The 20460-nt window shown below is 70.3% G+C and carries 18 protein-coding genes; 11 read left to right on the forward strand and 7 right to left on the reverse strand.

Features of this window, described 5'->3' with window-relative positions; genetic code table 11:
* Positions 1-9 precede the first annotated feature (9 nt).
* The 3 genes from cobJ to cobG all read right to left on the reverse strand — a co-directional run bounded on the left by cobJ (position 10) and on the right by cobG (position 3617).
* On the reverse strand, positions 10-1680 hold the full coding sequence (gene cobJ, locus ACFWGD_RS08835) for a precorrin-3B C(17)-methyltransferase (RefSeq protein ID WP_377778287.1): 1671 nt from the start codon (positions 1678-1680) through the stop codon (positions 10-12).
* Entirely contained in the window at positions 1677-2330 is a 654-nt protein-coding gene (locus ACFWGD_RS08840; RefSeq protein ID WP_377778288.1) for a precorrin-8X methylmutase, read from the reverse strand. Before ACFWGD_RS08840 ends, cobJ begins: the two co-directional genes overlap by 4 nt.
* A 99-nt stretch (positions 2331-2429) precedes the next feature.
* A complete protein-coding gene (cobG, locus tag ACFWGD_RS08845; protein WP_377778289.1) occupies positions 2430-3617 on the reverse strand; it encodes a precorrin-3B synthase in 1188 nt (395 codons plus the stop codon).
* 198 nt (positions 3618-3815) lie between these two features.
* Between cobG and ACFWGD_RS08850 the strand changes: the two genes are divergently transcribed.
* Positions 3816-5294 (forward strand): lipase family protein, encoded by a 1479-nt coding sequence (locus ACFWGD_RS08850; RefSeq protein WP_377778290.1) that lies wholly within the window; start codon positions 3816-3818, stop codon positions 5292-5294.
* A 226-nt stretch (positions 5295-5520) separates the two neighbouring features.
* Positions 5521-9297 carry a cobaltochelatase subunit CobN gene (gene cobN / locus ACFWGD_RS08855; RefSeq protein ID WP_377778291.1) on the forward strand — a complete coding sequence of 1259 codons (3777 nt, stop codon included), beginning with the start codon at positions 5521-5523 and terminating at the stop codon, positions 9295-9297.
* Between the two features lie 179 nt (positions 9298-9476).
* Here cobN and ACFWGD_RS08860 read toward each other — a convergent pair whose 3' ends face one another.
* The gene (locus tag ACFWGD_RS08860) at positions 9477-9911 is read right to left on the reverse strand and encodes a VOC family protein (protein WP_377778292.1); all 435 of its coding nucleotides are present in this window, start codon (positions 9909-9911) and stop codon (positions 9477-9479) included.
* Positions 9912-10088: 177 nt separating this feature from the next.
* Here ACFWGD_RS08860 and ACFWGD_RS08865 point away from each other — a divergent pair, with 177 nt between their 5' ends.
* The 4 genes from ACFWGD_RS08865 (at position 10089) to ACFWGD_RS08880 (ending at position 14061) form a co-directional block, all read left to right on the forward strand.
* Positions 10089-10874, forward strand: coding sequence for an FxsA family protein (locus ACFWGD_RS08865; RefSeq protein WP_377778293.1), 786 nt, complete (start codon positions 10089-10091; stop codon positions 10872-10874).
* Positions 10871-12451, forward strand: coding sequence for an apolipoprotein N-acyltransferase (gene lnt / locus ACFWGD_RS08870; RefSeq protein ID WP_377778294.1), 1581 nt, complete (start codon positions 10871-10873; stop codon positions 12449-12451). Before ACFWGD_RS08865 ends, lnt begins: the two co-directional genes overlap by 4 nt.
* A complete protein-coding gene (locus tag ACFWGD_RS08875; protein WP_377778295.1) occupies positions 12451-13242 on the forward strand; it encodes a polyprenol monophosphomannose synthase in 792 nt (263 codons plus the stop codon). The genes lnt and ACFWGD_RS08875 overlap by 1 nt, the downstream gene beginning before the upstream one ends.
* A 306-nt stretch (positions 13243-13548) precedes the next feature.
* Complete coding sequence (locus ACFWGD_RS08880; RefSeq protein WP_377778364.1) at positions 13549-14061, forward strand: AAA family ATPase; 513 nt, start codon at positions 13549-13551, stop codon at positions 14059-14061.
* Between the two features lie 126 nt (positions 14062-14187).
* Here the strand turns inward: ACFWGD_RS08880 and ACFWGD_RS08885 are convergent, their stop codons facing one another.
* The gene (locus ACFWGD_RS08885) at positions 14188-14577 is read right to left on the reverse strand and encodes an RNA polymerase-binding protein RbpA (RefSeq protein WP_377778296.1); all 390 of its coding nucleotides are present in this window, start codon (positions 14575-14577) and stop codon (positions 14188-14190) included.
* Between the two features lie 90 nt (positions 14578-14667).
* Between ACFWGD_RS08885 and ACFWGD_RS08890 the strand changes: the two genes are divergently transcribed.
* The 4 genes from ACFWGD_RS08890 (at position 14668) to ACFWGD_RS08905 (ending at position 16880) form a co-directional block, all read left to right on the forward strand.
* Positions 14668-15009 (forward strand): hypothetical protein, encoded by a 342-nt coding sequence (locus ACFWGD_RS08890; protein ID WP_377778297.1) that lies wholly within the window; start codon positions 14668-14670, stop codon positions 15007-15009.
* Between the two features lie 47 nt (positions 15010-15056).
* Positions 15057-15761, forward strand: a complete 705-nt coding sequence (locus ACFWGD_RS08895; RefSeq protein WP_377778298.1) for a YceI family protein — start codon at positions 15057-15059, stop codon at positions 15759-15761.
* A 192-nt stretch (positions 15762-15953) separates the two neighbouring features.
* Complete coding sequence (locus ACFWGD_RS08900) at positions 15954-16205, forward strand: hypothetical protein (protein WP_377778299.1); 252 nt, start codon at positions 15954-15956, stop codon at positions 16203-16205.
* A gap of 162 nt (positions 16206-16367) precedes the next feature.
* Positions 16368-16880, forward strand: a complete 513-nt coding sequence (locus tag ACFWGD_RS08905) for an SRPBCC domain-containing protein (RefSeq protein ID WP_377778300.1) — start codon at positions 16368-16370, stop codon at positions 16878-16880.
* 86 nt (positions 16881-16966) lie between these two features.
* On the opposite strand, the gene ACFWGD_RS08910 is transcribed toward ACFWGD_RS08905, so the two are convergent.
* Both ACFWGD_RS08910 and ACFWGD_RS08915 read right to left on the reverse strand, forming a co-directional pair.
* Entirely contained in the window at positions 16967-17698 is a 732-nt protein-coding gene (locus tag ACFWGD_RS08910) for a hypothetical protein (protein WP_377778301.1), read from the reverse strand.
* Positions 17699-17767: 69 nt separating this feature from the next.
* Positions 17768-19195: a PepSY-associated TM helix domain-containing protein gene (locus ACFWGD_RS08915; protein WP_377778302.1), complete on the reverse strand. Its 1428-nt coding sequence runs from the start codon at positions 19193-19195 to the stop codon at positions 17768-17770.
* Positions 19196-19277: 82 nt separating this feature from the next.
* Here ACFWGD_RS08915 and ACFWGD_RS08920 point away from each other — a divergent pair, with 82 nt between their 5' ends.
* Entirely contained in the window at positions 19278-20354 is a 1077-nt protein-coding gene (locus ACFWGD_RS08920; protein WP_377778303.1) for a PhzF family phenazine biosynthesis protein, read from the forward strand.
* The last annotated feature ends 106 nt before the right edge of the window (positions 20355-20460 follow it).

Consider the following 20460-nt stretch of genomic DNA (forward strand, 5'->3'; position numbering starts at 1 on the left):
TACCGTCGGCTACCTGTCCCCGCCGAGCGCCCCGGTCCCGGCGAACCCGCCTCCGCCGTAGTGGCGGGCGGTGTACACGCGGACGCCATCCACGCCGTCGTAAGCCTTGGTGGACGACGCACCGACGATGAGCATGGTGCGCATGTCCACGACCTCCGGGTCGAGCTCGGCGACGGTGGTGACGGTGACCTTCTCCTCCGGCGCACCCACCGCACGCGCGACGATGACGGGCGTCTGCGGCTCGCGGTACTCGGCGACGAGGTCGCGCAGCGCCACGACCTGGGCGCGCCGCGACTTCGACGCCGGGTTGTACACCGCAAAGGCCATGTCCGCGCCGAGTACGGCACGCAGTCGCTTTTCGACGGTCGCCCACGGCTTCAGGCGATCCGACAGCGACAACATGGCGAAATCATGGCCCAGCGGGGCGCCGACGCGGCTCGCTACCGCCTGGGCGGCGGTCATGCCGGGCACGATGCGCACGGGCACGTCGCGCCAGTTGTCGTCGTCGGCGGTTTCCAGCACGGCGGCGGCCATGGCGAACACCCCTGCGTCGCCGGAGCTGACGACGGCCACTCGGGCGCCGTTCTTGGCCAGGTCCAGCGCCATCGCGGCGCGCTCGCCCTCGACGCGGTTGTCGGACATGTGCTTGGTCCGCCCCGGGTGCTCGGGCACGCGGGCGACGTAGGTGGAGTAGCCGACGACGTCGGTGGCGCGATCGAGTTCGGCGGCCGCCTCCGGCGTCAGCCACCGGTCGGGGCCGGGGCCCAGGCCAATGACGACGACCTCGCCCATGCCGGTGCCGCGGCCCGCATCCACGTCGACGGAGGCCAGGGTGGAAGCAGGGGAGGAGCCGGCCGAAGCTTCGGCGATGGCGCCCGCACCTGCACCGATGCGGGAGGCGACGCGGACGCCGGTGTCGGGGCCGTCGGCAAGCAAAGTTCCGACGACCACCACCGCGAAGTAGGGCACGTCCGCGGGGTCGACGTCGGCGAGGGCGGCGGTCCAGCCGTCGCCCATCGTGGCGCGGGCGACGACGCGGGCGCGGTCGAGCATCCCGGTCTCGCGGAGGATGTCGCGGACCTCGTCGACGTGGCCGCCGAGCTTCATGATCACCAGGCAATCCGCCGCCCGCGCCGCCGCCGCCAACCGGTCGCGGCCGGCGGTGGCGGGCAGGATCGACAGGATGTCGGTGCCCTCGGCCAGCGGATGCGCCAACTCGCACGACGCGGCGGTGACGCTGGGCACGCCCGGGACGACGTGGGCCGGGAAATCAGGCTCCAGCGCGCGATGAAGGTGCTGGTAGGAGCTGTAGAGCATGGGATCGCCCAGCGAGAGCACCGCCACCGAACGCCCGGCGGACAGGTGCCCGGCCAGCCGCTGCGTCGCCTCGGCGTAGAAGGCGCCCATCGCCTCGGCGTAGCCGCCATCGTCGCCGCCGCCGCGGGTGACGGGGTAGACGAGGAGTTCCTCGGTGGCAGGGTGCGGGCGGGCGTCGAGAAGCTCCGAGGCGATGCGCCGGGCCGTCGAGCGCCCATGCGGGCCCGCGTGGAAGGCGACGACGTCGGCGGCCGCGATGATCTCCGCGCCACGGCGCGTGATCAAGCCCGGATCGCCGGGGCCCAGGCCCACGCCGTAGAGGTGGCCGGGTTCGACGGTGCGCTGGTTCCCGGGCCGGCTCACGGCAGGATCTCCCGCTTCGTGGCCAGCGCGTTGAGGGCCGCGCACGTGATGGCCGACCCGCCGCGGCGACCGGTGACGGTGATGTACTCCAGGCCCGGGATCTGCGGTGCGACGTCGATGGTCGCCTGCTTCGACTCGGCCGCGCCGACGAATCCGACGGGGATGGCCAGGATCGCCGCGGGCATGGGCAACTCGCCGGCGCGCAGGCGATCGAGCAGGTGGTACAGGGCGGTCGGGGCGTTGCCGATGGCGACGACCGCGCCCTCGAGCTGCTCGCCCCACAGGTCGACGGCCGCCGCGGTGCGGGTGGTGCCCAGTTCCGCGGCCAGCGCCCGCGTGCGCTCGTCGTTGAGCGTGCAAATCACCTGGTTGTCCGCGGGCAGCCGCTTGCGCGTGATGCCCGAGGCGATCATGGTGACGTCGGTGAAAATCGGCTTGCCCGCCTCCAGCGCCGAACGGGCGGCGGCAACGGCACCGGGGGAGAAGACGATGTCACCGGCCAAATCCGTCTGGCCGGCGGCGTGGATCATGCGCACGGCGACGACTTCCTCCTCGGGCGAGAAACGCCCCAGGTCGGACTCTGCGCGGATGATGGAAAACGACTCCCGGTAGATCGCCGAGCCGTCGGTCACGTAGTCGAAGCCTGTCATGGGAACAGGTTAAGCCACGGCCGAACCCGAACACCGATCAGGCGCACCCGAGCAGGCCGCAGCACGCAGGCGGCCCTCGCACCCGAGCAGGCTGGGCCCCTAATCGACCGCCGTCACCTCGTACTCGCCGTCGCCGGTGGCCAGGTAGTCGACGTAGCCGCCCTTGGGCTTGCCGCAGCGACGCTCGCAGCCGGAGAAGTGCACGCGCCCCTCGGGCAGCCGGGCCTGGGCGATGGCGTGGGCGGCGTCGCCGCGGGTGTCGGCCAGCGACTTCGGGCAGCCGGGCCGGCCGGTGCACGCCGAGACGTTGAGCCACGTGGACTTGCGGTCGAAGATCAGCCCGTTGGGCGCCAGGACGCGCACGACCTGCTCGGCGATCTCCTCGTCGAGGTCGTGCAGGACCAGCGAGTACCAGGGCGTCACGTGGACCGGGACTCGAGTCTGTGCGATGGCGCGGGCCAGCCGAGCGGGCAGGATGCCGAAGCGCAGGCCCGCCGACAGGCTCACCAGGCCATCGGGCTGGTCGATCCACCCGATCTGCTCGGTGCCGGGATGGGCGAAGGCGAAGGACTCGGCGTCGGAGGCCTCGCCGATCTCCACGCCCATCGCCTCGGCGGCCATCTCGATCACGGCCCCGGCCAGGCCCGATTCCGCCACGCGCCACGCCTCGCCGCGCACCTCGGCCCACGCCCGCGTCGCCGACAGCAGCAGCGGCACCGCGCGCCCGCGAGGCACGGACACACCGCACGGCGCCCCGGCGACGACGAGCTCGAATTCGCCCCCGCCGAGCGCGACCAGGCCGAGGTCGGGGGATTCTCCGAGGACGTCCCCGCGGCCGTCGTCAAGCGCGAAAAGAGTGCGCCCCGGAAGCGCCGCCAGCGACTCGTCGGCGCACAGGGCGTCGTCGAAGGCGTGCACCATCTCGGAGACGTCGTCGAGCCCGCCGACGCGGCCGGACATGGGGGACTGCAGGATGTTGCGCACGCGGTCGTGCGCCGGGTGGGGGAGCATGCCGGCTTCCTCGGCGGCATCGGCGAAGCCGGACACGTCGCGGATGCCGCGGATCTGCACGTTGCCGCGGGAGGTGAAGTGGATGTCGCCATCGCCGAAGTTGTCGGCGAGGTCGGCGAGCACGGTAAAGCCCGGCGCGGGCAGGGAACCACCCGGGAATCGCAGGCGGCCGATCGCGCCGTCCGCGGCGACGTGCACGCGCCGGGCGCCCGGGCACCCGTCCGGGCGGTCGCGGTCGGGGCGGGGGGATTCGGGCTGGTTGGCGGGGGTGTCCATGCCCCGATCATACGTCGGGGCCGGGACCGCGAAGGGACTGCTTTGCGACGTCCCGGCGCACCCGGCGTGAATCGCGCACACCATTTTTGCCGGAAACGAACATCGGGAACTTACGAAACTGTAACCTCCGTCACAATGCTTCTCCCGCACGGCGGGTGACGCCCTCCCCGCACACGCACAACCGACCAGGAGTCGCTCATGATCCGCCTTCGCCGCACGGTCCTCGCACTCGGCACGTCCGCCGCCCTCGTCCTCGCCGCCGCTCCCGCCGCGCACGCGCTGGGCCCGTTCCCGGAGATCCCGGCGCGCGCCGCGGGCGCCGGCGCCCTCGTCGACCAGGGCCCCTTCGAGATCGCCGGCGGCAACGACGCCTGGAACGCCGACGCCCAACGGTTCAGTTACCGCTCCACCGACTCGCAGGGCCGGGCGACCGTCGACTCCGCCATCCGCGTCACCCCGCGCACGCCGTGGACCGGGCCGGGCCCGCGCCCGGTGGTGCTCATCGCGCCGGGCACGCAGGGGATGGGCGTCAAGTGCGATCCGTCGCAGGCCCCGGCCGCCGGCATCGGGTTCTTCGGCACCCCGCCGGACGCGTCGCTGTCCTACGAGGCGATCTTCATGAAGGACCACGTCGACCGCGGCGCCTCGGTGATCATGATCGACCACCACCGCAGCCTCGACGACGGCACGTCGCAGTACGTGGACAACATCGCCTCCGGCCAGTCGCTGCTCGACGCCGGCGTGGCCGCCCGCGAGCTCGGCGATGCCACCGACGCGCCGACCGCCATCTACGGCTACTCGCAGGGAGGCTCGGCGGCGGGTTGGGCCGCAGAGCACGAGATGACCTACGCCCCGGAGCTCAACATCGTCGCCGCCGCGGCCGGTGCGCCGCCGTCGGACCTCAACGCCGTGCTCGACTCCGTCGACGGCGGCCTGCTCATGGGCGTGCTGGCCTACGCGGCCAACGGCGTGCTCAGCAAGGACCCGGAGCTTCGCGACGAGATCTACAACGACATCCTCAACGACCGCGGCCGCCAGTGGCTCGACGCGAACAACGAGGCCTGCGTCGTGGGCACGATCCTCAACTCCGGTTTCACCGACACCCGGACGCTGACCGTCGACGGGTCCTCGCTCAAGGAGGTGCTGGCCCGCTTCCCGGAGATCACCGCCGAGCTCGAGCGGCAGAAGCTGGGCAAGGGCACGCCGGCGGTGCCCACGATGCTCTACAGCTCCGTCGGCGACGACGTCATCCCGATCGGCCAGGTCCGCGAGCTGCGCGACACCTGGCAGGCCAAGGGCGCGCCGCTGACCTACGTCGAGGACCAGACGCCGATGATCCCGGGCCAGATCGCCGTCGGCCACGGCCCGGCGCTGCTGGCCAACGTGGTCCAGGTCGTGGACTTCCTGTGGGAGCGCCTGGCCCCGGCGCACCCCGGTTCGCCGATCCCGGGCGTGCCCGGATCCCTGACCCCGCAGCTTCCCGAAGTCCCGGGCATGCCGGGCATGCCGGAGCTGCCGGGCTCGCCGTCGGCTCCCGGGGCTCCCGGCACTCCGGAAGCGCCCGCCGCGCCCGGTGCTCCCGCCGCCCCCGCGGCCCCGGCACAGGCTCTGCCCGCATTGCCGCAGCAGGCCACGATCCCGGGCCTGCCGCAGCTGCAGGGCTTCGGGCTGGGCTGATCCCGGGGCAGAGCCGGTACCGAGCCGGGCCGAGCCGGTTCGGGGTGCCCCGGCACCCCTGATCCGGCGGGCGGGGTAGGCTACCCGCGAAACGTTCAACCACCCGACTCGGGTGTGGGGAATCCGGTGAAATTCCGGGCGGTCGCGCCACTGTGAAAGTCAGACCCCCACGTTCGGGAAAGCTTGGCCACGGGGCGCGATGATCCCCGGGAAAGGCGCAGCCGCGATGATTCTGCTGCTCTCCACGTCCGACACCGATCTTCTGTCCGCCCGGGCCGCCGCGGCGAAGGGGGAGGGGGTCGAGTTCCGGTGGGCCAATCCCGCCCGGTTGCTTGACGACGACCTGCCGGCACTCCTCGACGGCACCGATATCGCGGTCATCCGCCTCCTCGGCGGGCGCAGGGCGTGGGAAGAGGGCATCGACCGGGTCATCGCGTCGGGCATTCCGACGGTGCTGGTCTCCGGCGAGCAGGCCCCCGACGCGGAGCTGACCGAGTACTCGACGGTGCCGGCCAACGTCGCCACCACCGCGCACGCTTATTTGGCCGAGGGCGGCGCGGGAAACCTGGGGCAGCTGCACAACTTCCTGTCGGACACGCTGCTGTTCACGGGCCTGGGCTTCGCCGAGCCGGAGCGGCTGCCGGCGTGGGGCCACCTCGAGCGGGATTGGGGCCCCGCCACCGACGCTGACGACCAGCGCGGCGCGGCCAATCCCGAATTCACTGCCGATGACGGGACCACCGATGCCACCAAGCCGGTCATCGGCGTGATCTACTACCGCGCCCAGCATCTGGCGGGCAACACCGCCTACGTCTCGGCGCTGTGCGGTGAAATCGAGGGTCGGGGGGCCGTCGCAAAGCCGATCTACGCGGCGTCGCTGCGCACCGCCGGCGACGACCTGCTCGCGGAGCTGGGCTCCTGCGACGCGCTGATCACCACCGTGCTCGCCGCCGGCGGCAACCGACCGGCGCTGGCGCAGGCCGGCGGCGACGACGGCACGTGGGACGTCGCCGCGCTGGCGGAGCTGGACATCCCCATCATCCAGGGGCTGGCGCTGACCTCGCCGCGCGAGGCATGGGAGAACAACGACGAGGGGCTCACCCCGCTCGACGTGGCCACCCAGGTCGCCGTGCCGGAATTCGACGGCCGCCTGATCTCGGTGCCGTTTTCCTTCAAGGAGATCGACGCCGACGACCTCATCGCCTACGTGCCCGACTACGAGCGCTGCGCCCGCCTGGCCGGCATCGCCGTGCGCCACGCGCGGCTGCGCCACCTGGCCAACGGCGACAAGAAGGTCGCGGTCATGCTGTCGGCGTACCCCACCAAGCACGCGCGGATCGGCAACGCCGTCGGCCTGGACACCCCAGCCTCGACGCTGAAGGTCCTCCACGCGCTGCACGAGGCCGGCTACGACCTCGGCGATGTTGCCGCGATCCCGGGATTCCGGGGCTACGCCGCCGCCGAGCGCGACGGTGACGCGGAGGCCCGCACCGCGGCGGCCGACGAGTTCATGCACGCCATCATCGACGCCGGCGGCCAGGACCCGGATTGGCTGACCGAGGAGGTCATGGAGGCCAACGAGCTGCGCCTGCCCGCCGCCACGTACCTGGAGCATTTCGAGACACTGCCCCTCGAGCTGCGCGAGTCCATGGTCGACCACTGGGGCGAGGCGCCCGGCTCGCTGTACGTCCACCCGACGTCGCGGGAGATCTACATCGCGGGCCTGCGCTTCGGCAAGGTCGTGGTCATGGTGCAGCCGCCCCGCGGTTTCGGCGACAACCCGGTGGGCATCTACCACGACCCCGATCTGCCGCCGACCCACCACTACCTGGCCTGCTACCACTGGCTGTCCCGCGCCGCCGAGGCCGGTGGCTTCGGCGCCGACGCCGTGGTCCACATGGGCAAGCACGGCAACATGGAGTGGCTGCCCGGCAAGACCGTCGGCCTGTCCGCCGAATGCGGCCCCGACCAGGCCATCGGCGAACTGCCGCTGATCTACCCCTTCCTGGTCAACGACCCCGGCGAGGGCACCCAGGCCAAGCGCCGCGCCCATGCCACGCTGGTCGACCACATGATCCCGCCGATGGCCCGCGCCGAGTCCTACGGCGACATCACGCGCCTGGAGCAGCTGCTCGACGAGCACCAGAACATCTCCGCCATGGACCCGGCGAAGCTGCCGGCCATCCGCCAGGAGATCTGGACGCTGATCTCGGCGGCGCAAATGGACCGCGACCTCGGCTGGGAGGAGCGGCCCGACGAGGACGTCTTCGACGACATGCTCATGCACGTCGACGGCTGGCTGTGCGAGATCAAGGACGCCGCCATCCGCGGTGGCCTGCACATCCTCGGCCGCGCGCCGTCGGGGGAGGACCTCTCCGGCACGGTGGCCACGATGCTGCGCGCCCGCCAGCTGTGGGGCGGCGAGTTCACGCTGCCGGGCCTGCGCGAGTCGCTGGGCCTGGCCGAGGACGGCTCCGACGACCGCGCCGACGTCGACCGCATCGACGGCATTGCCGCATCCCTGGTCACCGCCCTCATCGAGGACCCGTCCGTCGACCTCGGCCACCTTGCCGACGACGTCATCGGCGCCAATGGGCTGGATTCCTCGGCGGCGGGGACCGTCGTCAAGCTTCTGGAGTTCACCCGCGACGAGATCCTGCCGCGCCTGGCGCAGACCAGCGGCGAGATCCCGCGGATCCTGCATGCCCTGGGCGGCGGCTTCATTCCGGCGGGCCCGTCCGGTTCGCCGCTGCGCGGCCTGGTCAACGTGCTGCCGACCGGGCGCAATTTCTACTCGGTCGACCCGAAGGCGATCCCGTCGCGGCTGGCGTGGGAGACCGGCGAGCGGCTGGCCGATGGCGTCATCGAGCGGTTCCGCGCCGACCACGGCGGCGAGTTCCCCAAGTCCGTCGGACTGTCGGTGTGGGGCACGTCGGCGATGCGCACGTCGGGCGACGACATCGCCGAGGTGCTCGCGCTCATCGGCGTGCGGCCCGTGTGGGACGAGGCGTCGCGGCGCATCACCGGCCTCGAGGTCATCCCCGCCGCCGAGCTGGGACGCCCGCGCATCGACGTCACCGTGCGCATCTCGGGATTCTTCCGCGATGCATTCCCGCACGTCATCGACTTGCTTGACGACGCCATCGCCCTCGCCGCCGGCCTCGACGAGCCGGAGGACGTGAACTACGTCCGGGCGCACGCGCTGGCCGATGCCGCGCAGGAGGCGGAAGGCGGCGCTGCCGACGAAGCAGCCGACGCTGCCGACACGGCCGAGCTGCGGCCGCGGCGGATCTTCGGCTCGAAGCCGGGCACGTATGGCGCGGGGCTGCTGCAGCTCATCGACTCGGGATCGTGGCGCGACGACGAGGACCTCGCCGCCGTGTACACCACCTGGGGCGGCTACGCGTACGGCCGCGGCGTCGATGGTGCGCCGGCCGCCGACGAGATGCGCACCGCGTACCGCCGCATCCAGGTCGCCGCGAAGAACGCCGACACCCGCGAGCACGACATCGCCGATTCGGACGACTACTTCCAGTTCCACGGCGGCATGGTCGCCACGGTGCGCGCGCTGACCGGCAAGGATCCGGAGGCCTACATCGGCGATTCGACCAGGCCGGATGCGGTGCGCACCCGCACGCTGCACGAGGAGACCCGCCGCGTCTTCCGCGCCCGCGTGGTCAACCCCCGCTGGATGTCGGCGATGCGCGCCCACGGCTACAAAGGCGCCTTCGAAATGGCCGCGACGGTGGATTACCTGTTCGGCTACGACGCCACCACCGGCGTCATGGACGACTGGATGTACGAGACGCTCACCGACGAGTACGTGGCCAACCCGGAAAACCGGGAGTTCTTCGACAAATCCAACCCGTGGGCGCTGCACGACATTTCGGAGCGGCTGCTCGAGGCCGCCGACCGCGAAATGTGGGAGAGCCCCAACGACGAGCGGCTGGAGCTGCTGCGCCGGACGTTCCTGGAAACGGAAGGCGACCTCGAAGACAGGTAGCCGCCGGCATCAGCTGCCCGCGCGTCGGCGGCGCTCCGTCTCCTCCAATCGTGTCTCCCCTCGGTCAGGGTTTTCCGGGTTCGCCCGGCAAATTGGGGCACGGTTGGAGGGGGCCGAACGCCGCCGACGCCGTCAGTTCCGGCCGTCCGCCCCTCGGCGTGAGGCCGACCAGCCGCCGTCTATCCGCGCATGGCGGTGATGTTGAACATCCAGCGGACGCCGAAGCGGTCGATGAGCATGCCGAACTTGCCGCCCCACGGCGCTTCCTCCAGCGGCTGGAGAATGGTCGCGCCGTCGGCGAGGGCGTCCCACCAGCCCGAGAGCTTCGGATCGTCGGCAGCGTCGGTGCCATCGGAGGACACCGCGATGTCGATGTTGCCGTTGCCCTTGAAACCGTCGCCCATCTCGTCGGGGGTGTCCGAGGCCATCAGGTGCAGGCCCGGGCCGACGAACAGGGACGAGTGCATGACCTGATCGGCGATGGCCTCGTCGGGGTGCCCGCTCTGGCCGAACGTCATGATGTCGGGGGAGGCCCCGAAGATCGTGCCGTAGGCGTTCATGGCCTCGGCGGCATTGCCGTGGAAGTGGATGTAGGGGGTGAATGCGGCGACCATGGTGGTTCCTTTCGCGTGGCGCCGGCCGTGGACGACCCCGGGACCGACCCAGGGCGAACCTGCGCGGCGCATGGTGATCCAGGACACATCCGTCCTGGTCGCGCCGAGTTTACGCCGAACGCGAACACCCGGCGAACGATGCGCCGGGCGGGGGCGTGCGCCGGTAGGCTGGCCCGCATGTCACGGGCCCTCTTTCTGCTGTATCTCATCGTCGAAATCGCCGCGTTCGTCGCGGTCGCCGCGTGGATCGGGGTCGGCTGGGCGCTGCTCGCGCTCGGCGGGTTGTTCCTGGTCGGCGTGGTCGCCGCGGCGTGGGAGATGCGCCGCCTGACGCAGCGCGCCATGGACGACGCGATCTCGGCGCAGCAGTCGATGGGCGGCGCGGGCGCGATGGGTCCGATGGGTTTCGGTGCCATGGGCTCCGAGGCCACCGGCCACGAGCACATCTCCGATCCCGCCGACGCCGAGAAGGAGGCCCGCAAGGCCCTGGCCTCGGCCGGCACGCTGATGGTGGATTCGGCGATGCTCATGGTCGGTTGCCTGCTGCTGGCCATCCCGGGTTTCGTCACCACGATCGTCGGCCTGCTGCTGATCCTCCCGCCGACGAAGTGGCTCATCCGCACCGCCGGCGGGGCGTCGCTGCGCTCGTGGTTCCAGCGCACGGGCTCGAAGAGCATGTTCGTGGTCCAGCAGTACGGGGTGAAGTACGACGATGGTTCGCAGGTCATCGATCACGACAATCCGACCTCGCCGCAGGACCCTTCCAATTGGCCCGGTCCCTCCGGTTCCCGCTTTACAGCGGACGATGCCTCCTCGCCCCGCCCCCTCGACCCGGGCACCGGCGAGCACATCACCTTCGACGTCCCCGACGATCTGTCCGGCCTCGATGACGGCAACGACGGCGGCACCGGCACCAACAACGGCCCCGACAACAACGGCAACGGCCCGGAGCGCAGGGGATGACCCGCATTTCCGGCCGCGGCCTGATCGCCCTCCGACTCGCCGCCGCGGCCCTCGGCGCCGCGTTCGTCGCCTGGTCGTTTCAGCCGCTGGGCCTGTGGTGGCTCGCCTGGCTCGGCGTGTCCATGCTCCTGGTCGCCCTCCTCGGCCGCCCCTCCTGGCGCGTGACGGTCGCCATGTCCGTCATCTCCGGCGCGACGACCGCTCTGATCGCGCTGCCGTGGATCTCCGAATTCGTCGGCGCCATGCCGTATGGGGCGCTGTCGGTGACGCTCGGCCTCATGCAGATCCCCGGCGTCGCGCTGGCCCGCTTCATCCTCGGCTCTGCGGCGGCCTGGCCCATCCGGGCCATCGGCGCCGCCGCAGCCCTCCTGGCCGGCGAGGCGCTGCTCGCGCGCTGGCCGTTCGGCGGCTTCCCGTGGTTGCGCGTCGGCTGGGGCCAGCTGGGTGGCCCGCTTGACGACGCCGCCGTCCTCGGTGGAGTGGCCCTCGTCGGATTCCTGGCGGTGGTGGCCTCTGCGGGGATCGCGTCGTTCGTCGTCAAGCAATGGGCCACCGGCGTGACGCTGATCCTCGTGCCCGTGGTCATCGGCCTGGTGGCGCAGCCGTCGACGGGGGAGGACCGGGACACCGTGCGCATTGCCGCCGTGCAGGGCAACGTGCCGCGCATGGGCATGGAGTTCAACGCCCAGCGGCGGGCGGTGCTGGAAAACCACGCCGACGCCACGCGCGAGCTCGCCGACCGTGTGCGCGAGGGCGACGAGCCGCGGCCCGACGTGGTCGTGTGGCCGGAAAACTCGTCCGACGTCAGCCCGTTCACCGATCCCGAGGCCGCCCGGATCATCGACGCCGCCGCGCGCGACATCGGCGCCCCGATCATCGTGGGCACGTTCACCTACGACGACGGCGTGCAAAACACCATGGTCCTGTGGGACCCGGAGACCGGGCCCGTCGACGGGCAGCGCCACGAGAAGATCTACCTGCAGCCCTTCGGCGAGACCATGCCGTTCCGCGATCTGCTGCGGCACATCACGCCGCTGGTCGACCGCGCCGGCGACATGACCGCCGGCACCGGCGACGGCGTCATCGAGGTCGGGGGAGCAGGGCCGGCGGGGATCGCCTCGGGCATCGCCATGGGCATCGCCACTTGCTACGAAGTCGTCTTCGACCCGGCGTTCCGCGACGCGGTGAACAACGGCGCAACGATTCTAGCCACGCCGACGAACAACGCCACCTTCGGCTACACCGACATGACCTACCAGCAGCTGGCCATGAGCCGGATGCGCGCCATCGAGTTCGACCGGGCCGTCGTCGTCGCCGCGACCAGTGGCGTCAGCGCCATCGTCGGCCCGGACGGCGGCGTGCACCAGGAGACGGAGATCTTCGAGCAGCGCGTGCTCACCGCCGACCTGCCTCTGCGCGATCATCTCACCCCGGCCGCCCGGTATGGTGGAGCGGTGGAGTGGGCCATCGTCGCCCTCGCCGCGTTCGCGCTGATCGCAGCCGTGCGCCGTGCCATGGGCGCGGCCGCAGCGGCGCGGGAGGCCGAGCACCAGCAGGATTCCCATAAGGAGCGATAGTGGCCAAGCCGAGTGACAGCACCCTCGTCATCATCCCGACGTTCAACGAGCGCGAGAACCTGCCCCTCGTCGTCGGGCGGCTGCGCGAGGCGCAGCCGGACGTGCACATCCTCGTCGTCGACGATTCCTCCCCGGACGGCACCGGCGACGTCGCCGACGAGCTGGCCGCCGAGGCCCCCGAGCAGATCCACGTCCTGCACCGCGAGGGCAAGGGCGGCCTGTGGGGCGCCTACCGCGCCGGTTTCGCGTGGGGCCTCGAACGCGACTACGCGGTCCTGTGCGAGATGGACGCCGATGGTTCGCACGCCCCCGAGCAGCTGCATTTGCTTCTCGACGCCGTCGACGACGGCGCGGACCTGGTCATCGGTTCGCGCTACGTGCCGGGCGGTTCGACGGTGAACTGGCCGGCGTCGCGCAAGATCCTGTCGCGCGGCGGCAACCTGTACATTTCCGCCCTGCTGGGTGCGGGGGTGCGCGACATCACCGCCGGGTACCGGGCGTTCCGCCGTGAGGTGCTGGAGACGCTGGACCTCGATGGCATCGGCAAGGAGGCCTACCTCTTCCAGACCGAGATCGGCTGGAAGACCGTTCAGGCAGGCTTCGACGTCCGCGAGGTGCCCATCACCTTCACCGAGCGCGTGTACGGCGAATCGAAGCTGTCGGGCAGCTTCGTCACCGATTCGCTCACGGCCGTGACCAAGTGGGGCCTGGGCTATCGCGCCGGCCAGATCCGCGACGTCGCGTCCGAGGTCAGCCGACTGGCCAAGCACTCGCTCAAGGGCCGGTCCTAGCCCGACCGGGTCCGGTGCCGGTCCGCGCCGAGCCCGCGCGGAGTTCGGTGCTCGCCCCGCGCCGCCCACCCGCTAACCCACCTCGAAAGCACTAACCCACCCGTTATAACGGGCTATTTTCGCGATTCGGGGTGGGTTTGCCGTGAAGGGGACAGTGGCCGGGCGGTCCTGGTCACTCGGAAGCCGTTCGCAACCGCAGGGGACATAACACCCATGTCCGCTAGGACGAGTGCCCCGGTACATTACTCGGCAAGTGCATCACGATCGAAACATGGGGCTCAAGTGACGTCATCAAATACTAAAGTGATGTGGATCAACGGCGCGTTTGGCGCCGGCAAGACGACGGTTGCACGGAAGATCGCGGATGCGCTTCCGAATTCGGTGATCGTCGACCCCGAGGACGTGGGCTCGACGCTGCGAGCTTCCCTGCAGGGTGTGGCGCCGCGGCGTGACTTTCAAGAGTGGGCGGCGTGGCGCCGAGTCACGGTTGAGCTCATACTCGCGATCTCGGCTGAAGTTCCGAATTCCATCATCATCGTTCCTCAGACGATCGCGGACCAGCGATACTGGACGGAAATCAGCAGCGGATTGACGTCGATGGTCGATCTGCTGCCCGTCTCGCTTGAGGTCAGCCACGACGTGCATCGTCGGCGAGTCGAGGCTGACCGTGACGAACCCGACGCACGCCGATGGCGGCTGCACCGTTTCCGCGACTTTGAAGGCGCCACGTGGATAGCCGATGAGTTCCACATCGTCGACAACGATTCGGACGCCATCGATGTCGCGGTGAGACACCTGACGAGGCTGGTTTCCGGCTGACGCGTCGAGCGTCCCATGAACGTGCTGCAGTCCGCTGGCGAGTCGAGACAGTTCGGCTCTAAAGCTCGCACAACGAAAAATCGACCCGGAAGGCCACATGGTCTTCCGGGTCAATCCGTCGTAAAGCTACTTGCCCTCGGCCTCCGCGGCCTCGGCTTCCTGCTGCTGCTTGAGCAGGCGCGCGGCGTTGCGGCGGCGCTTGCGAAGCAGGTCGACGCGCTCGTCGAGCAGCACGTCGAGCTCCTCGATGGAGCGGCGCTCGCGGAGCATGTCCCAGTGGGTGCGCGGCGGCTTGACCGGCTTGGCCTCGGTGCCCTCGCCCTCGATGAGCTTGCCCACCTGGCCGTTCTTGCACAGCCACTCGCCGGGGATCTCGGCGTCGTCGGCGAACGGGACCTCGAAGACGCCGTCTTCGGTCTGGTAACGGACCATGCGGCGGGGCGCGAGGTCGTGGTCGCGGTCGGTCTCGTAGGAGACGGCGCCCATGCGGCTGCCGCGAAGAACTCGATCTGCCATGGTGTGGCGACCCTACTTCCAATGATCGGGGACGTGAAACGCTGACCCTCGATTATAACGCCTGGGCACGGGCCGTGCCATAATCCGGGCGTGAGCCTCAACGACCCAGCCCATTGCGAATGGTGCGGCAGGGAGATCGCCCTGTCGCCGCGCGGCCGCCGCCGCAAGTACTGCGACCAGGCATGCCGCCAGCGGGCCTACGAGCACCGGCGGGCCGGCGCGGGGGCCGGCGGTGCGGCTGCGGGTGCGGGGGAGCAGGGGACCGGGATGTCCGACGAGCGCTTGTCGACGCTGCGCGACGGGCTTTTCGAGCTCCGCTGCGCCGCCGAAGACGTCGAAACGGCCGTCGGGGAGGGCGCCGACGCCGGGGACATCGCGGCGATGTGCCGGGAACTGGTGGTAAAGGCCCGCGAATTGGAGCATTTCCGCTGACCGGGCCGATGGGGCCCGCGGGAGGTCGAGGGGATACCATGGCGGGCATGAACTCGGGCATGAAGAAGTCGATCGTGACGCTCGTCGCGGTGGCGGTGGTCGCGTTGGCGATCGTCATCGTCGGACCCGTCGTGTACCGCGTGATCACGTCCGAGGGCGTGCGCACCGGCGGCGTGGACACCGCCAACATCGCGCCGGCCACCACGGACCGCAATGGCACGTGGGAGGTCGCCCGGTCCGGCGCCGGCTCGAGCACCTCGGTGGGCTACACGTTCAACGAGCTGCTGCCCGGCAGCAACCGCACGACGTCGGGGTCGACGCGCGAAGTCACCGGCACCTTCGAAATCGCCGATGACACGCTGCGGTCCGGCCGCATCGTCGTGGACATGGCCACGCTGACGTCCGACGACATGAAGCGCGACAACAACGTGCGCGACACCATCTTCACCGCCGACCAGTACCCGGAGGCCGCGTTCGAGGTCGCCGGGGACACCGACCTGTCGATGGTTCCCGACGATGGCTCGCCCGTCGACGTCGAGGTTCCGGGCCGCCTGACCATCCGCGGCGTGACCAACGACGTCACCGTGCCGCTGAAGGTGATGCGCAACGGCGAGCACGTGCTCATGTCCGGAACGCTCGTGTTCAACCGCCTGGACTACAACGTGCGCACGCCGGACTTCGTCGCCGCGTCGGTTGATGAGAACGGCGAGCTGAACCTGCGCATCGTGTTGCGCAAGGCCGAGGCCGAGTAGCACCTGCCCGAAACGTCCAGAAACGTCCGACATTACGTCACAGTGACGTTTTGCGGGGTACCTCCGGTATAGTCCCGGAACGGCCCGATGGGGCGGAATCGGCGCTTCACGGCCACGGAGCCCGATATGCGGCCCGCGAAGGCACCGCGACAACACGAAGCCACGAATCCACGACGACGAAAGAGAGACACCATGTACGAGAAGATGCTCCTGGCGCGCCGGGTGCGCATGGCGTTGCTCGTCGTCTTCGTTCTCTTCGTCGCATGGCAGCAGATGTGGATCCTCGTCGCCATCGGCATGGCATTGATGGCGCTGACCGTGTGGCAGACCAAGCGGCTGCGCGAGGAGATCGCCGTGCGCACCGCGGCGGAAAACGCCGGCATCCCGTACGGACCGGCGGCCAACGTCGCCGACGACGAGGGCGACGCACAGCGCGCCCGCTAGTCCCGCCGCGCTGCAATGTACCGAGGAGCGCACGAACGCGGAGAATGACGGAGGTTCAGGCCCAGCGCAATCACCGCTGGCAGGGCCCCTCTCGCCGGATGTCCGATAATATACATTATGACATTACGGACATGAGCCGCTCCCCGCTGGCATACTTCACCCATGAACGCATCGACCCCCGCCGGTGAAGTCATCCGCTGCAACGACTCGACCATCCTGAGCTTCCGCCGCGAGCTCGGCCATCCCATCGACGACGTGTGGCGCACGCTCACCGATCCCGCCCGCACCGCCGGATGGATCGGACCGTGGTCGGGCGATCCCGCCTCCGGGACGATCGATCTGGTCATGTCGGCCGAGGGCGACGGACCGCCGCAGAACGTCACCATCGTCGAATGCGACGAACCGTCGTCGCTCATCGTCGAAACGCCGGCGCCCGCCGGCGGTTGGCGCCTCGAAGTCCGACTGTGCGAAGGCAACGTCGATGCGTCGGATGAACCGTCGACCATCCCCCGCTTCACACAGCCCCTCGACGACCCCGCGTCGGCCGCGGACATCGGCCCGGGTTGGCATTACTACCTCGACCGTTTCGAAGCCGTCCTCGACGGGCGCGCCGTGGACATGGACTGGGACGCCGACTACTACCCCGCGCTCAAGGACACGTACTTCACCGAGTGATGCCCGCCCTCGCAGCCGACTGAAGGCTCCGGCCATCCAGGTCAGTCGGTAAGCGCTCAGGCGCTGAACGGTCAGACGTTGAGCGGTCAGGCATTGAAGCCGAACCGGAACTCCCCGTCCTCGGCATCCGCGTCGGCGGTGCCGGCGGCGGGATCGTCGATCTCGTTTTCGGCGAGCATCGCGGCGCGCTGTTCGGGCGGCAGGAAAAACACGGCCGACAGCCGGCGCACTGCCTCGGCCAGGCCCGCCCCACCGGCCTTCTCATCGACGGTGATGCTGCCGGATTTCTGCAGCTCACGGATGATTTCCAGGAACCTCCCCGGCAACGGTTCGCGATTGCCCACCACATGGCCCTCGAACTCCGGCTCGGGCCGCTCCGTCTTGAACGGTGCGTGATAGACCGCGCGCCGCAGCCGCGCCACGCCATCGTGGAACAGGTGCACGGCGACGCTGATCTCATCGGCGCCCATCGGCCCCTTCCCCCGCGGCGCAGTCATGATCATGATCACCGACCACGTCCGCTGCACCAGCACGTCGGCGGCCAGGCGCACGTCCGGATCCGGGTGGCCGAACACCAGGAACTGCACGCTCGGCTCGACGACCTGCCGCCAGTGCTTTTCCAGCGCGGCGGCGACCTCCTGCGAGTCGCGCCCCTCCCCCTCGAATCCACCATGTGCGACCAGGCGATACGCGTCGGGCCGCCACCAACGTTCGAGTTCGAGGATCGCCGCCACGGACTGGCCGTGCAGGCTCTTGACGAAGCTCCTGTACTCCATGTCCAGCTGCGGATCCGCCTGTGCATCCTTGTTCGCGTCCATACATGGATTCTACTGCGAAACTAGCCCCGCTTCCCGGCCCGGCTTGGCCGGTCGCCCATCGCCCGTGCTTTACGACGTCCGGTTCGCCGCCCAGCTTCTCCACCGGTCCCAGGCCATGCTGCCGAGGATGAACGCGAGGCACGTGATGCCGAACAACGGCGCGAGCACGGCGTAAGCGACCAGGCCGACGACCAATGCGGCCAGGCGCCAGTCGAGGGCGACGCCACGGGGCCGGACCGGCGGTGCGGCCAGCCGCGCCCCCGAGTCCCCCGAGGGCCGCCGCTGCCACCACATGCGGTAGCCGAACACGATCATGGCGATGATCGCGATGGCGATCGCACCGAGCACGATCTGGTTGGCGATGCCGAACAGCGTGCCCATGTGCAGCTGGATCAGCCAGGAGGTGGCCTGTGCGGCGAAGGGCCAGTCGTCGAAAAGCAATCGGTCGACGACCTCGCCGGACTGGCCGTTGACGGCCACCGCATCGTTGGCAAGGCGGAAGGCGGCCCTGTTCTCGACGCCCGACCAGGCCTGCCCGGCCTCCGCCGGAGGGGTGAGGGTGACCGGGCGCTCGAGCTCGCCGTCGACGGTCGCGGCGACGCGATCGACCTCCGTCGCGGGGTCCATGATCGCCGCGCCGAGCTCCGTGGACACCTTTGGCGTGCCCCAGTTGAGCGCCGTGCGCACCTGACCGATGTTCTCGCCGGCGACCAACGACCAGGTCAGGCCGGTGAAAGTGAGAAACACCATGCCCGCGACGACGGCCGTGCCGACCGCCCCGTGCAGCCGCATCGACCGCGCCCGGCCCGCGGCACCGCGAACCCGCAGCATGGAGGCGACGGTCGCCCCGGCCGTGCGGCGCGCGCGGTTGCGCTGCCACCACAGGATGACGCCGCCGACGGCGAGCACACCGAGCCACGACGCGGCGAGTTCGGAGTAGACGCGGCCGGGCTGGCCGAGCCAGGCGGTGCGGTGGCCCTCCGAAATCCACTGCCGCAGCGGCAATGCCGCGGAGCTGCCGTACTGGGTCATGTCGCCGGTGACCTCGCCGGAACGGGGGTCGACGAAGACGGCGCGCAGGGTGGACTCGGGCAGCGCGGGGTCGTCGAAAAGCACGCGGACCGTGGCGTCGGGGCCGTCGTCGAGGCGCACGCCCGCCAGCGCCAAATCGGGGTGCTCGCGCTGGGCGATGCCGACGATCTCGCTGACCGGCTTGGTCTCCCCTTCGCCCGTCGCCGTCATGGCGGAGCGATAGACGAGGGTTTCCGCCGTCGGCGCAAACGCGTAGGCCAGGCCCGTCACGGCGGCGATCATGATCAGCGGGGCGCACACGATGCCCGCGAAGAAGTGCAGCCGCAGCAGCATCCGTCGCACGCCGGCGCCGTTGCTGGTGCCGGTGCCGGCGTCGGCGGGAGCGTCCGAACGCGCCCCGGACGTACCGGCGGCGCGGCCCTCCCCTGCATTTCGTCCGCCCCTTGGAGATTCAGTCAAAGTCATGATCAGTAGTCGTATGCGGCGGCGCGTCGGTTCCCGCGGCAGCGAAAATCCTCCGATCCGCGTCCGCTGCTAGCCTCGTGCCATGAAGGATCGGAACGATGTCGCGCCCCGCCTCCTGGAGTTGGAGATCGCGCAGATCGACGCGTTCACCGACCGTGTTTTCGGCGGCAATCCGGCCGCGGTGGTGCACCTGTCGGAGTGGCCGTCGGACGCGACGCTGCAGGCCATCGCCGCGGAGAACAATCTGTCGGAGACGGCGTTCCTCGTCGGCCGCATCCCCGCCGATGCGCCGGCGCCGCCGTCGAACTCCCCCTCCCACCACCTGCGCTGGTTCACGCCGACCGTCGAGATCGAGCTGTGCGGCCACGCCACGTTGGCGTCTGCGGCGCACCTGTTCGCCTCCGCCGACGCCGGCTGCCAGGACTTCGGTGCGTGCGACGGAGACGATTCGCTTGACGACGATGCGAACGCCTCCCCCGATCGCCTCGATTTCTGGACGATGTCCGGGTGGCTCAGCGTGACCCGCACACGCGGGCATGACGGCGGCGGAGACCTGTTCACCCTGGACTTCCCCGCCGACGTGCCCGCGCCGATCGACGCCGACTCCCCCGCATTGTCCGCGGCGGCGAAGAACGACGTGGAGATGCCCGGCGACGCATCGAAGGGCGGGACCATGACCGCCGACCCCGTGGTCATGGCCGGGCGCCTGCGCACGTCGATCGCCGAGGCGCTGGGCATCGATGCCGCATCGATCATCGACATGGGGTCGGGGCGGACCATGCTGCTCGTCGTCGTGGACTCCCCCGATCTCATCCGCCCCCTGTCCCCCGACTTTGCGGCGATCGTCCGGATCGCGCCGCACGGAATCATCGTCACCGCCGACGCCACCGGGGACACGAACGGGCCGGACGCCGGCCACGACGTGGTCACGCGCTATTTCGCCCCCGGCATCGGCATCGACGAGGACCCCGTGACCGGATCCGCGCACTGCGTGCTCGGCCCGTACTGGTTCGGTCGCCTGCGCCGCGACCGGCTCACCGCCCACCAGGCATCCGCCCGCGGTGGCACGCTCCACCTCGCCGCCGATGACGAACGGATTAGAATCTCCGGCCATGCCGTGCGCTACATGTCGGGCACTATCCGCGTGCCGGTGCAATAAACGGGTTGCCGCGCCGGCCCGTCGCAAAGCAGGCGGCGCTGCGTTCGCCCACTGCGCCGCGTTCGCCCACGGCGAAACGCCCGCCCCCGATGGTGTGCACCCACGA

The organism is Corynebacterium sp. NPDC060344 (assembly GCF_042725215.1).
Taxonomy (GTDB): domain Bacteria; phylum Actinomycetota; class Actinomycetes; order Mycobacteriales; family Mycobacteriaceae; genus Corynebacterium.